Here is a 12,785-nt window from a genome sequence, read left to right on the forward strand (position 1 = left end):
GATGAGACACAAAAAAGCAAAAGATAACCTTAACCGGATCACCAGTTGGCGCAAGGCCACCTTGATCAGCATGGTCAAAAGCCTCCTGAAATACCAGAGGATCAAGACCACTCTGGTCCGCGCAAAAATGGTCCGTTCCATTGCTGATAAGCTTATCACAATGGCCAAGAAGAACACCCTGGCGCAAAAACGCCAAGCCAATCAGATCCTCTCAGACCATAAGCTGGTTTCGGTCCTTTTCGAGGATATCGGCCCGCGTTTCGCCAAGAGGCAGTCCGGCTTTACCCGCATATTGAAACTGGGTTTTCGCCGCGGGGATAACGCCGAACTGGTAGTCCTGGAATTCACCGAGATAAAAGAAAATAAAAAGAAAACGGCGAAAGCCGAAACCGCGGCAAAAACAGAGCATCCGTCCGCACCGCAAGAGCACGCGGAAAAAGACAGATCCGCTGAGCAGGACCGGCCCAAGGCAGAGCATAAGGCAGGCGAAAAGCCGGCGGCCGGGCCGAAACCCGCGAAGAAGTTTTTAGGCGGCATAAGGGATATTTTCAAGAAGGAAAGAGACTCGTTATAAAACATTGTTATGCCAATTACAGATCTAAAGACGAAGACTTGCGGGGAAATAAGCTGATTTTCACGTAAGTCTTCGTTTTTTTTAACTGACGATTAAAAATGAAAATTAATACCAGGATAGCTGAAAGGCTGGCGAAGATAAACCCGTCTTCAACTCTGGCCATTACCGCCAAAGCGAATAAGCTCAAGGCCGACGGCAGGGATGTGGTCAGTTTTGCCGCCGGCGAGCCGGATTTCGATACCCCGGAGCCGATCAAGGCCGCGGCGATCAATGCGATAAACTCCGGCTTCACCAAATATACCCCGACCACCGGCACCCAGGAATTAAAAGCGGCTATCGTGAACAAATTCAAAAAGGAAAACAATCTCACATACGCGCCGCATCAGATCGTTGTTTCCTGCGGCGCAAAGCACAGTATCTTCAATACGCTGTTCGTTTTAGTCGAAGCCGGGGACGAGGTGATCATCCCGTCTCCGTATTGGGTGAGCTACCCGGAGATGGTCAATCTCTGCCAGGCATCGCCTAAACTGATAAAGACCAGCGCGGCGAACGGCTTTAAAATGACCCCCAGGGAGTTAAAGACGTATATCGGCCCCAAGACCAAGGCGCTTATCCTGAATTCGCCTTCAAATCCAACGGGATGCGTGTATACTGAGAATGAATTGCGGGCGATCGCTGATATATGCGTGTGCAATAAAATGTTTGTGATCAGCGACGAGATATATGAAAAAATGATCTATGATAATATCCAAACCGCGTCCATCGCGTCGTTCAATAAGGATATTTATGATTTGACCATCACGGTCAACGGGCTTTCCAAAAGCCACGCGATGACCGGCTGGCGCATCGGGTATATCGGAGGCCCCGCGGATATAATCGCGGCGATCTCGAAATTTCAGGACCACTCGACCTCTAATCCGGTTTCCATCAGCCAAAAAGCGGCGGTGGCAGCGTTGGCGATGCCGGATGAGGCCACGCGGGCAATGACCGCGGAGTTCCAGAAGCGCAGGGATTATATCGTTCAGCGGATATCGGCTATGACAAAAATATCCTGTGTGATCCCCAGAGGCGCGTTTTATATTTTCTGCGATATTTCAAAAACAGGGCTTGATTCTATGACGATAGCGACCCGCCTGCTCGATGAACAAATGGTGGCGGTTATCCCCGGTATTGCATTCGGCAACGATGATTGCATACGCCTGAGCTTTGCCACAGGGCTTAAACAGATAGAAAAAGGCATGGACAGGCTCGAACTTTGGCTTAATAAATTATAAAATCGCGTTCGGAGAAAAAAGAACATATGGGTAAAACAATAGCGGAGAAGATCTTAAGCAAGCACGCTGGCCGGGATGTCAGCGCCGGCGATTTTGCCCTTTGCGGCATCGATTTCGCCTTTGGCCAGGACGGAACATCATCGATCATAATCGATCAGATCAAGGAACTCGGCGTAAGCAGCCTGAAGACAAAATTCCGAATGGTCATCGACCATAGCGCGCCGTCGCCGAGCGAAGGGGTTTCCCGGGTGCATAAAAAGATGCGCCAGTTTGCCGCAGACCATAAAGCCGGGCTTTTTGATGTCGGATGCGGGGTTTGCCATCAGGTGATCCCGGAATCCGGCTGCGTTTTGCCCGGATACCTGGTCCTTGGTGCGGATTCGCATACCTGCACCTATGGGGCGATCGGCGTATTCTCTACCGGCGTGGGTTCTACCGACCTGGCCGTGGCTCTGGCTACCGGAAAGAACTGGTTCAAGGTCCCGGCAACGATCAAGATCGTATTGAAAGGCAGGATCCCGAAAGGCATATTCGCCAAGGATATCATTTTATATGTGATCTCAAGGACCACTGCCAGCGGCGCCACTTATAAAGCGGTGGAGTTCTGCGGGCCGGTCATCGACAAGATCGACATGGACGGCAGGTTCACTATGTGCAATATGGTGGTGGAGATGGGCGCGAAGGCCGGTTTTATGCCCCAGGACAATAAGACCCGGGATTGGTTCAGGAAGAACGTCCCGTCGGCTAAGAAAATAATTCCGGTCGCTGCTGACCCGGACGCGGTTTATGAGCGTGTCCTGGAGCTTGATATATCCGGGCTTAAGCCCCAGGTCTCGGTGCCGCATAACGTGGATACCGTGACTGAGGCGGATAAATTAAAGGGCATAAAGATAAACGAGGCGTTCCTGGGGACCTGCACCAACGGAAGGCTCGCCGACCTTAAGGTCGCCGCTAAAATATTGAAGAATAAGAAGGTCGCTTCCGGGGTGCGTTTTATCATCGCCGCCGCGTCGCGCCCGATCTTCCTCGAGGCTCTTGACCTGGGATTGATCGATATTTTTGTAAAGGCGGGGGCAGTGGTAGTGGCTCCTGGATGCGGGCCATGCGTCGGAACGCATAACGGCATACCCGCTGATGGCGAGATAGTCATCTCCACGGCTAACAGGAATTTCAAAGGCAGGATGGGCAATCCTAAAGCGTTTATTTATCTGGCGTCTCCGGCAACAGTCTGCGCTTCAGCGATCACCGGCCGGATAACTGATCCCAGAAAATACCTATAAAAGGGGGATGGGGATGGATATGCATCAATTACTTGTATTGTGCATCGAAAGAAAGGCCTCTGACCTTCATTTTTCCGAGAATGAGCCTCCGCTCTTGCGCGTCGACGGAAAATTGATCCGCACCGATCTGCCCGCCTTGAACCAGGATGACCTTAAAAAATTGGTCTACGGAGTGCTCACTGATTCCCAGAAGGAGATCTTCGAAAAGAACCTGGAATTGGATTTTTCCCTGGCTTTGCAGGGGCTTGACCGGTTCCGGGTGAATATCCATATGCAAAAGGGCACGGTTGAGGCCGCTTTCCGCAGGGTGCCCCTGGTCATCCCCAGCGTCGAACAGTTAGGGCTTCCTCCGGTGGTCATTGACCTGGCCCGCAGGCCGAACGGCCTGGTCCTGGTAACCGGGCCGACCGGCGTGGGCAAAACCACGACCCTGGCGTCGATGGTCAACCTGATCAACCAGGAAAGGGAGTGCCTGATCATATCCATCGAAGACCCGATAGAGTTCATCTACAGCAACAAAAAATCCATAATAAAACAGAGGGAATTATATTCGGATACGCATTCTTTTTCCGACGCTTTAAGGCATTGCCTCAGGCAGGACCCCGACGTCATCGTAGTCGGCGAAATGCGCGACCTGGAGACGATATCCACTACGCTTACCGCCGCGGAAACCGGGCATCTTGTCCTGGCTACATTGCATACGCCGGACGCGCCGCAGACCGTGGAAAGGATCATCGACGTATTCCCGCCGCATCAACAGGCGCAGGTAAAGCTGCAGTTAGCGGATTGTTTGCAGGGAGTAGTGTCGCAGCTTTTGCTGCCGAATGCCTCGGGTTCAGGCAGAGTGTTGGCGACCGAAGTTATGATTGCCACCCCGGGTATCCGCAATCTTATCCGCGAACAGGAAGTTGAGCAGATACCCACTTTGATGCAAACCGGAAGCCAATACGGCATGCATACAATGGATAAATCTTTAAAGTCTTTATATTCAAAGGGGATTATCACTTTGGACGCGGCAATGACCAAGGTTAAAAATCCCGAAGAATTCCGCCAGCTGTAGACGTTGTAGCTAACCCGCTGGCGTGTTTAGCTTTACAATTAAATGTTATATCACTCAATTTAGTCCGGTTTAGTAATTTATTTGTAACTTGTTAAATGATAGACGGTTACGTACAACGTCTACTGGGGGAAGAGTGGAAATAAAAGGGAACACGGTAAGGTTAGGGGATGATATTAATACGGATTTTATAATTTCCGGAAGGTATAAGTTCGCGATCACTGATATTAAAGAATTATCCAAGCATATTATGGAAGATATTGACCCGGATTTTTCAAAAAAGATCGTTCCCGGGGATACGATCCTGGTCGCCGGCAAGAACTTCGGTATGGGCTCGTCGCGCGAGCAGGCGCCGCTGGTAATAAAAGGCGCCGGGCTGGTGGCTGTGCTGGCGGAATCTTTCGCCCGGATATTCTTTCGCAACGCCTTTAATGTCGGCCTGCTTTTGATCGAGACCGATACCAGCAAGATCGAGGCGAACGACCGTCTGGAGATCGACTTGGATAAAGGCAAGGTGGTTAACCTTACCAAAGATCTGCAGTTGAATATCAAGCCTTTGCCCGGCTTTATGCAGGAATTCCTGAAAGAAGGCGGGGTAGTTAATTATATCAATAAACACGGCGAACTTAAGGTATAAGCAAAAACCGAGGCAGGCTATGGCAAAATATACGGTGACATTGATTCCGGGCGACGGCATCGGCCCGGAGGTTTCCCAGGCGGCGCGCCGGTGCATTGACGCCACCGGGGTAAAGATAGACTGGGAAGTGATGCAGGCAGGCCAGATCGCTATGGAGCAGTGCGGGGAGCTTTTGCCGCAGAAAGTTTTGGATTCTGTAAAGAAAAACAAGGTGGCCTTAAAGGGCCCGATAATCACGCCCATTGGCACGGGGTTCCGTTCGGTTAACGTGGCTATCCGTCAGGCGCTGGATCTTTACACCTGCCTGCGGCCGGCCAAATCCTATCCCGGGGTAAAAAGCCGCTATCAGGACATCGACCTGGTTATTGTCCGTGAGAATACCGAAGACCTGTATGCCGGGATCGAGTTTGAGATCGGCAAGCCTGAGACGGAAAAGTTAATAAAAGAAATAATCCTGGCTTCTAAAAAAAATATCCGTCCGGATTCCGGGATATCCATCAAGCCCATTTCCGAGACCGCGACCAGGAAAATCGTCCGTTTCGCTTTTGAATACGCGGCCAAGAATAACCGCAAGAAGGTCACCTGCGTGACAAAAGCGAATATAATGAAATTCACCGACGGCCTGTTCCTGCAGACCGCCAGGGCTGTAGCTAAGGATTACGAGGGCAAGATCGTTTTTGAGGAAGCTCTGGTCGACAATATGTGCATGCAACTGGTGCAGAAACCGCATAATTTCGACGTGCTGGTCCTGCCGAACCTCTACGGCGATATTCTTTCCGATCTGTGCGCCGGACTGATCGGCGGATTGGGGATCGCCCCCGGAGCGAATATCGGTGACGGTATAGCGGTATTCGAGGCTGTTCACGGATCAGCGCCCAAATACGCCGGCCAGAATAAAGTCAATCCTACGGCAATGATCTTATCCGGGGTACTGATGCTGCGCTACCTCAATGAAGAGAAAGCCGCGGACCGGCTGGAATCTGCTTTAAAGGCTGTGCTGGCAGAAGGAAAAGACGTTACTTATGACCTTAAACCGCGGCGCGATGACCCGTCCGCAGTGGGGACGGGCGAGATGACGGACGCTATAATCAAAAAACTATGAAAATATCTATTATCGGAGCGGGTAATGTAGGCGGGACTGCGGCTTTGCGCGTGGCCCAGGAAAATATCGGCGATGTGGTATTGATCGACGTGGTCCCGGGAATGGCCAAAGGAAAAGGCTTCGACCTGGCTGACAGCCGCTGGCTGGCCGGGAAAAATTATCAGCTTACCGGCACGGATGATATCAACGGGCTTAAAGGATCGGATATTGTGGTGATCACCGCCGGCCTGGCCCGCAAGCCGGGAATGACCAGGGAAGACCTGTTGAACAAGAACAGCCAGATCCTTAAATCCGTCTGCGTCAAGGTCAAAGAATTGGCGGCGAACGCGGTGGTGATCATCGTGACCAATCCTCTGGATGTGATGACTTATTTCGCGGTAAAAACATTGGAATTTCTGCCGGGCAGGGTTTTCGGCATGGGTGTCACTTTGGACGCCAGCAGGTTCGCTAATTTGATCAGCGAGAAGTTATCGGTCGCGGCCACGGATATACAGCCGGTGGTTGTTGGTTGCCACGGCGAGGGGATGCTGCCATTGGCCCGTTTTACCAGGGTAAAGAATAAAGCGCTGACCGAGATCATCACGGATAAAGCCGCGATCGCTGAATTACTCGATCGCACTGTTGACCGCGGCAAGGAGATAGTTTCACTGCTGGGCTCGGGAAGCGCGTATTACGCGCCGTCTGCCGCGATATGCCAGTTGGTCAAGGCAGTGGCAAAAGATGAAAAATTGACCTTAGGCGTATCCGCATATCTGAACGGGGAATACGGGCTTAAGGATATAACCGTGGGCGTGCCTTGCCTTATCGGCCGCTTTGGCGTGGAAAAAGTCGTTGAGCTGGACCTTAACCCGGAAGAAAGATCCGCGTTCGTCAAATCCGCTGAATCTATTCGCCAGTTGACCAAGACCCTGGCTTTTTGAACAAAGCATAATCCAAATCCTGGAACGTTCCTATGTATGACCTTACAGTGATCGGCGCGGGATGGGCGGGATATAACGCCGCTATCGAGGCTCAAAAGCTGGGGGCTAAGGTCTGCCTTATCGAAATGGCCCTTATCGGCGGGACCTGCCTTAACCGGGGATGCATACCGACCAAGGCTCTTCTGCAGTCGGCAAAGGTCCTGGATACCTGTAAAAAAGCGGCTAATTTCGGCGTAGATTCCCCGTCGCCTTCGGCTGATCTGGCCAGGATCCAGGCCAGGAAAAATAAAATAGTCGAGCAGCTGCGCCAAGGGATGCTTTCCCGGATCAACGGCATAGATTTCATCAATAAATCCTGCGTGATAATCGATGCGCAGACCATCCAGGCGCAGGACCAGGCCATAAAAACCACGGCGATGATCATAGCCACCGGTTCTTTCCCGGTCGAGCTGAAATCCTTCAAGTTCGACGGCAGCAAATTCCTTTCCAGCGACAATATCCTTAATCTTGAAGTCATCCCTAAATCGCTGTTGATCGTCGGCGGCGGGGTGATCGGCTGCGAATTCGCCAGTTTATTCTCCGGCCTGGGCACGCAGGTCCACATCGTTGAAATGATGGAACAGCTTCTGCCGGGCGAGGATAAAGAAATCAGCCGCAAGTTGGAGCTTTGTTTCAAAAAAAGATCGGTCAAGGTAAATACAGCGACAGACGCATCTGCGCTGGATATCGGCGCGTATGAAAAGGTGTTGGTCGCGGTCGGTCGCAGGCCTAATCTCGCCGGGTTGGATAAGCTCGGCCTGGAAGTTGAAAAAGGCGGCATCGCGGTAAATGAATTCCTGCAGACCAGCGTGCCCGGTGTTTACGCGGCCGGAGACTGCACCGCAAAGATAATGCTGGCGCATTACGCGGCATACCAGGGAAAGACCGCGGCCTGGAATATCTGTAATCCGGATAAACTGCTGAAAGCGGATAATAAAGTCATCCCGGGGTGCATATTTACTAACCCGGAGATCGCCAGCTGCGGAATGAACGAAGAAGCCGCCAGGAAAAACAACATCGCGGTAACAGTGCATAAATTCGATTTCCTGGGTTCGGGAATGGCCAGGATACTTGATGAGACCGACGGTTTTATCAAGATCGTCGCCGAGGAAAAAAACGGACGGATAATCGGCGGCTCGATCATCGGACCCAGGGCAACGGAGTTGATCAGCGTGATCTGCACAGCCGCGAGCTCGGGTTTAAGCGTCAGCCAGCTGAAAAGAACGATTATGGCCCATCCCAGCCTTTCCGAGGCGATAAACGAGGCCTTGGATAAATAACCCGGTTTTAACGATGCGCGAGGTTCATCAGCTTGGATTGACGGATTATCAGTTTTCCCGGGACTTTCAGGCCGGGATCTTTGAAAAGGTTAAGAGCGGCTCTTTGAGATCTGCGCTTATTTTATGCCGGCATCGCCCGGTGATCACTATGGGCAGGCAGGCAAAGCCTCAGAATATCAGATCCAGCCCGGCGGAGCTTGATATAAAAGGCATCCGCACGGTCTTTGTGGAACGCGGAGGGGATGTGACCTACCACGGCCCGGGCCAGCTGGTCATTTATCCGGTCTGCGACCTGCGGTTCTTCGGCAAAGACCTGCATCATTACCTGCGTATGCTGGAAAGCCTGGTCATGGGGACATTGACCGAATCCGGCATAAACCCCTGCCGGAAACCGGGATTGACCGGGGTATGGGTGGATGAGGCGAAGATATCATCGATCGGCATAGCGGTGCGTAATTGGATAAGCTATCATGGGATAGCCTTGAACGTGAAAAAGGATGACCTGGAGGGTTTTTCATTGATCAGGCCGTGCGGCATGGATATACGGATGACCTCAATGGAAACTCTCCTCAACAGAGACGTCAGCTTTGAACAGGTCAGCTCGTCAATAATCAGGAGATTTCAGAAATGTTAAAGGCCATTTTGCCGGAGTTGGGACAGGGGATCGATAAGGCGACTGTATCATTCTGGTTTTTGAAAGAAGGCGACAAGGTCAAGGAAAAGGACGACTTAGTGGAACTGACCACGGATAAAGCCGCGTTCAACCTTCCTTCGCCCGGAACAGGCACGATCACCGAGATATTCTTTCGCGAAGGCGAAACGGTGAATGTCGGCCAGGTCCTGGCGCATATCGACGAGAATTAACGGTAAAATTTTTTCTTGACAAAATTTCAAATGTGATTATAATTAGCACTCTGGGGCATAGAGTGCTAAGATGTTTTAATCCAAAAACAGGAGGTGGTGCAATGAAGCTTCAACCGTTAGGTGACCGCGTAGTGGTCAAGCCTTTAGAGGCTGAGACTAAATCAAAAGGCGGAATACTTCTTCCGGATACAGCGAAAGAAAAACCGCAGCAGGGCGAGATCATTGCCGCGGGCAAAGGCAAGACTTTGGAAAACGGCAGCGTCGCGGCGTTGGAGGTAAAGGTCGGGGACAAGGTATTATACGGAAAATATTCCGGGAACGAATTCACCAGCAAGGAAGGTGAAGAGCTCTTGATCATGCGGGAAGAGGATATCCTGGCAATAATAAAATAACGGTTTGACCCCTTGTTGTTCTTTTGGTTGAAACAACTCGGGGTTAAATTCCTCCGCCTCCGGCGGAGTAATTTAAAGAGAGGATAAAATGGCAAAACAATTGTTGTTCAGCGATGAAGGCCGCAGGAAGATACTCAGCGGCGTAGAGCAATTGGCCGCCGCGGTCAAAGTGACCCTCGGGCCTAAAGGACGCAACGTGGTCATTGACAAAAAATTCGGCTCGCCGACCATCACCAAAGACGGCGTAAGCGTAGCCAAAGAAGTGGAATTGGAAGATCCTTTTGAGAATATGGGCGCGCAGATGGTCAAGGAAGTAGCCGAAAAGACCTCGGATATCGCGGGTGACGGCACTACCACAGCCACAGTCCTGGCTGAGGCGATCTACCGCGAAGGCTTAAAGAACGTTACCGCCGGCTCTAATCCCATGGCTTTAAAGCGCGGTATCGAAAAGGCAGTGGAAAAGATAATCGAGGAGCTAAAGAAATTATCCACCCCGATCAAAGATAAAAAAGAGATCGCCCAGGTCGCTTCGATAGCGGCTAACGGCGACAGCGTTATCGGCGACCTTATCGCCGACGCTATGGAAAAAGTCGGCAAGGACGGGGTTATCACAGTGGAAGAGGCGAAATCCACCGCGACCACCCTGGATGTGGTCGAGGGTATGCAGTTCGACCAGGGATACCTTTCCCCTTATTTCGTCACCGACGCGGAAAGAATGGAAGTCATCCTGGATGACCCGTATATCCTGATCCATGAGAAAAAGATATCTTCCTTGAAAGACCTGCTGCCGCTTCTGGAAAAAATCGCCCGCACCGGAAAACCGCTGTTGATTTTGGCGGAAGAGGTTGAAGGCGAAGCGCTGGCCACTTTGGTGGTCAACAAGATCCGCGGAACTTTCACCGCCTGCGCGGTAAAGGCCCCGGGTTACGGCGACAGACGCAAGGCAATGCTCGACGATATCGCTGTTTTGACCAACGGAAAGGCGATAACCGAGGAATTGGGGATAAAGCTGGAGACCGTGGATATAGACGATCTCGGCCGGGCAAAAAGGGTCAAGATCGACAAAGAAAACACCACGATAGTCGAAGGCGCAGGAAAGACCGTGGCGATCAACGCCAGATGCGCACAGATCAAAAAACAGATCGAGGACAGCACTTCCGATTATGACAAAGAAAAGCTGCAGGAAAGGCTGGCAAAACTGCATGGCGGCGTAGCGGTGATCAATGTCGGCGCTGCGACCGAGACTGAAATGAAAGAGAAAAAAGCCAGGGTTGAGGACGCTTTGCACGCCACCAGGGCCGCAGCTCAGGAAGGTATTGTTCCGGGCGGCGGGGTCGCGTTGCTGCGGGCCATACCCGCTCTGGAAAAAATGAAGCTGGATGGCGACGAGAAGATAGGCGTGGATATCGTGAAGCGCGCCATCGAGGAGCCTTTAAGGATGATCGCCCAGAATGCCGGGCTTGAGGGATCAGTGGTCGTTCAACGGATCAAATCCGAGAAGACCAGCACCGGTTATGATGTTTCCCAGGACGCTTATGTGGATATGATCGACGCGGGCGTTATCGACCCCACTAAGGTAACCCGTTCAGCCTTGCAGAACGCCGCGAGTATCGCTTCGCTGCTTCTGACTACCGAGGCTGTGGTAACCGACCTGCCGGAAAAAGAAGGTAAGATGCCGGCAATGCCGGGCGGAATGGGCGGCATGGGTGGAATGGGCGGAGGAATGGGCGGATACTAAGCCCAAGCCGTTCTTAAACCTATGCGGCGGGAATAAAAACATTGGCCGGGCCAGTTTTGAACTGGCCCGGTCTTTGTTTTTTGAAAAAATGAAAGCGCTTTCCTTGACAATCAACATTTCCTGTGTTATACTTGAAAAAACCTTTACTTATTGAATAGCAAGGGGTTAAAATGCAGAACATCCTGAACGTACTCGGCCTTTTCAATTGGGTGGATATATTTGTTTTATTGGTTTTTATAAGGTTAGGCTGCATAAGCCTTAAAACCGGGTTATCCACGGAATTATTGAAATTTACCGGCACTTTTGCCGGGCTTTACCTGTCTTTGCACTATTATATTATTTTAGCCGGCCTTTTAAGCGGTAAAACCGCGGAAAAAAGCGGCCCTCCGGCTATATTCTGCCTTTCGTTCTTCATCCTGTTGGCGCTATCAGGTTATATAGTTTTCTTTTTCTTCCGTTTGTTCTTCAGTAAACTGGTTAAGGCTGAGGTGGTCCCTAATTTAAGCAAATGGGGCGCGTTCGTTATTTCTTTAGCCAGGGCGTCTTTGTTGTCCAGCATTGTTCTTTGCGCGTTCCTGGTCAGCGCTTCCCCGTATTTTACCAAGATCGTCCAAAGCTCTTATACAGGCGCCAGGGTCTCTAAAATCGCTCCCGCCACTTACACCTGGTTCTGGAACACGGTAATGTCCAAGTTTATGGTCAAGGAAAGCCTGAATAAATCTATTCCCGGCATAAAATAAATAAGATCTATGCAATTATCCAGAATTTACGATTTAGCCCTCAAATACGGCATTGAATGCGATCCCCGCCGGAATAAAGCAGCGATAAGCGCTTACGCGGATACGGCTATCTTATACGGACCGCCGGAAAAGCAGGTGCATAAGATACTTGTGGGCATCGATATCGAGACCCCGGAACTTCTGCTGGCGGATAAGATCCGTCACCGTGACGGATTGGACCTGGTGATCAGCCACCATCCCGAAGGCATAGCTTATGCCGGGCTGTACCAGGTAATGCAGCTGCAGGTGGACCTGCTGGAGCATATCGGTTTTGACCGTAAGTCCGCCGAACAGTTCCTGGAGGTCAGGCAGCGCGAGGTCGAACGCAGGATATCTCCGGCTAACCATATGCGCGCGGTGGACGCTGCGCGGCTGTTAAGCCTGCCGTTTATGTGCATCCACACCCCGGCGGACAATCAGGTCGCGGATTTTGCTTTGAAATTCCTGCAAAAAGCGAAACCCGGATGCGTCGGCGACATCCCCGAACTATTGCTGCAGATCCCGGAGTATAAAGAGGCGGCCCAACGGCTGGCCGGGCCCAAGCTGATCCTGGGCGATCCCAAACGGCCTTGCGGAAAGATATTCGTGGATATGACCGGAGGCACTGAAGGCTCAAAAGAAGTTTTTAGGAAGATGCACAAGGCCGGGGTCAGGACGCTGGTTTCAATGCATTTAAGCGAAGAGCACTTATCAAAGGTGAAGGACGCCAACCTCAATGTTGTCATCGCCGGGCATATCGCTTCGGATAACCTCGGGCTTAACCTGATGCTGGATAAGATCGAGCAGGAAGAAAAATTCAATTGCGTTTCCTGTTCCGGATTCCAGCGGATACGCAGGGCTAAGGAATAA

The 12,785-nt window shown here is 51.5% G+C and carries 14 protein-coding genes; all 14 read left to right on the forward strand.

The genetic code is table 11. The features are described 5' to 3' along the window. Position 1: 1 nt before the first annotated feature. The 14 genes from rplQ to M0R35_01980 all read left to right on the forward strand — a co-directional run bounded on the left by rplQ (position 2) and on the right by M0R35_01980 (position 12,785). Entirely contained in the window at positions 2–574 is a 573-nt protein-coding gene (rplQ, locus tag M0R35_01915) for a 50S ribosomal protein L17 (protein ID MCK9594415.1), read from the forward strand. Between the two features lie 98 nt (positions 575–672). Next, complete coding sequence (locus M0R35_01920; protein MCK9594416.1) at positions 673–1,848, forward strand: pyridoxal phosphate-dependent aminotransferase; 1,176 nt, start codon at positions 673–675, stop codon at positions 1,846–1,848. A gap of 26 nt (positions 1,849–1,874) precedes the next feature. Beyond that, positions 1,875–3,128 (forward strand): 3-isopropylmalate dehydratase large subunit, encoded by a 1,254-nt coding sequence (locus M0R35_01925; protein ID MCK9594417.1) that lies wholly within the window; start codon positions 1,875–1,877, stop codon positions 3,126–3,128. 13 nt (positions 3,129–3,141) lie between these two features. Then, the gene (locus M0R35_01930; GenBank protein MCK9594418.1) at positions 3,142–4,188 is read left to right on the forward strand and encodes a type IV pilus twitching motility protein PilT; all 1,047 of its coding nucleotides are present in this window, start codon (positions 3,142–3,144) and stop codon (positions 4,186–4,188) included. Between the two features lie 133 nt (positions 4,189–4,321). Further along, on the forward strand, positions 4,322–4,822 hold the full coding sequence (locus M0R35_01935; GenBank protein MCK9594419.1) for a 3-isopropylmalate dehydratase: 501 nt from the start codon (positions 4,322–4,324) through the stop codon (positions 4,820–4,822). Between the two features lie 19 nt (positions 4,823–4,841). Beyond that, positions 4,842–5,924 carry an isocitrate/isopropylmalate dehydrogenase family protein gene (locus tag M0R35_01940; GenBank protein ID MCK9594420.1) on the forward strand — a complete coding sequence of 361 codons (1,083 nt, stop codon included), beginning with the start codon at positions 4,842–4,844 and terminating at the stop codon, positions 5,922–5,924. Further along, positions 5,921–6,844 carry a malate dehydrogenase gene (locus tag M0R35_01945; protein MCK9594421.1) on the forward strand — a complete coding sequence of 308 codons (924 nt, stop codon included), beginning with the start codon at positions 5,921–5,923 and terminating at the stop codon, positions 6,842–6,844. The genes M0R35_01940 and M0R35_01945 overlap by 4 nt, the downstream gene beginning before the upstream one ends. 32 nt (positions 6,845–6,876) lie before the next feature. Then, complete coding sequence (lpdA, locus tag M0R35_01950; GenBank protein MCK9594422.1) at positions 6,877–8,163, forward strand: dihydrolipoyl dehydrogenase; 1,287 nt, start codon at positions 6,877–6,879, stop codon at positions 8,161–8,163. A gap of 13 nt (positions 8,164–8,176) precedes the next feature. Beyond that, entirely contained in the window at positions 8,177–8,797 is a 621-nt protein-coding gene (lipB, locus tag M0R35_01955) for a lipoyl(octanoyl) transferase LipB (GenBank protein ID MCK9594423.1), read from the forward strand. After that, positions 8,791–9,027, forward strand: a complete 237-nt coding sequence (locus tag M0R35_01960) for a lipoyl domain-containing protein (protein MCK9594424.1) — start codon at positions 8,791–8,793, stop codon at positions 9,025–9,027. The genes lipB and M0R35_01960 overlap by 7 nt, the downstream gene beginning before the upstream one ends. Before the next feature lie 101 nt (positions 9,028–9,128). Then, entirely contained in the window at positions 9,129–9,419 is a 291-nt protein-coding gene (gene groES / locus M0R35_01965) for a co-chaperone GroES (GenBank protein MCK9594425.1), read from the forward strand. A gap of 88 nt (positions 9,420–9,507) precedes the next feature. Further along, positions 9,508–11,157 carry a chaperonin GroEL gene (gene groL / locus M0R35_01970; GenBank protein MCK9594426.1) on the forward strand — a complete coding sequence of 550 codons (1,650 nt, stop codon included), beginning with the start codon at positions 9,508–9,510 and terminating at the stop codon, positions 11,155–11,157. Between the two features lie 170 nt (positions 11,158–11,327). Beyond that, a complete protein-coding gene (locus tag M0R35_01975; GenBank protein MCK9594427.1) occupies positions 11,328–11,897 on the forward strand; it encodes a CvpA family protein in 570 nt (189 codons plus the stop codon). Between the two features lie 9 nt (positions 11,898–11,906). Further along, entirely contained in the window at positions 11,907–12,785 is an 879-nt protein-coding gene (locus tag M0R35_01980) for an NGG1p interacting factor NIF3 (protein ID MCK9594428.1), read from the forward strand.

The organism is Candidatus Omnitrophota bacterium (assembly GCA_023227985.1).
Taxonomy (GTDB): Bacteria; Omnitrophota; Gorgyraeia; order Gygaellales; family Profunditerraquicolaceae; genus JALOCB01.

Excerpts from the sequence above, each read along its gene's own strand:
- rplQ (MCK9594415.1), top strand. The coding sequence starts at position 2 with ATGAGACACAAAAAAGCAAAAGATAACCTTAACCGGATCACCAGTTGG.
- M0R35_01920 (MCK9594416.1), top strand. The coding sequence starts at position 673 with ATGAAAATTAATACCAGGATAGCTGAAAGGCTGGCGAAGATAAACCCG.
- M0R35_01925 (MCK9594417.1), top strand. The coding sequence starts at position 1,875 with ATGGGTAAAACAATAGCGGAGAAGATCTTAAGCAAGCACGCTGGCCGG.
- M0R35_01930 (MCK9594418.1), top strand. The coding sequence starts at position 3,142 with ATGGATATGCATCAATTACTTGTATTGTGCATCGAAAGAAAGGCCTCT.
- M0R35_01940 (MCK9594420.1), top strand. The coding sequence starts at position 4,842 with ATGGCAAAATATACGGTGACATTGATTCCGGGCGACGGCATCGGCCCG.
- M0R35_01945 (MCK9594421.1), top strand. The coding sequence starts at position 5,921 with ATGAAAATATCTATTATCGGAGCGGGTAATGTAGGCGGGACTGCGGCT.
- lpdA (MCK9594422.1), top strand. The coding sequence starts at position 6,877 with ATGTATGACCTTACAGTGATCGGCGCGGGATGGGCGGGATATAACGCC.
- lipB (MCK9594423.1), top strand. The coding sequence starts at position 8,177 with ATGCGCGAGGTTCATCAGCTTGGATTGACGGATTATCAGTTTTCCCGG.
- M0R35_01960 (MCK9594424.1), top strand. The coding sequence starts at position 8,791 with ATGTTAAAGGCCATTTTGCCGGAGTTGGGACAGGGGATCGATAAGGCG.
- groES (MCK9594425.1), top strand. The coding sequence starts at position 9,129 with ATGAAGCTTCAACCGTTAGGTGACCGCGTAGTGGTCAAGCCTTTAGAG.
- groL (MCK9594426.1), top strand. The coding sequence starts at position 9,508 with ATGGCAAAACAATTGTTGTTCAGCGATGAAGGCCGCAGGAAGATACTC.
- M0R35_01975 (MCK9594427.1), top strand. The coding sequence starts at position 11,328 with ATGCAGAACATCCTGAACGTACTCGGCCTTTTCAATTGGGTGGATATA.
- M0R35_01980 (MCK9594428.1), top strand. The coding sequence starts at position 11,907 with ATGCAATTATCCAGAATTTACGATTTAGCCCTCAAATACGGCATTGAA.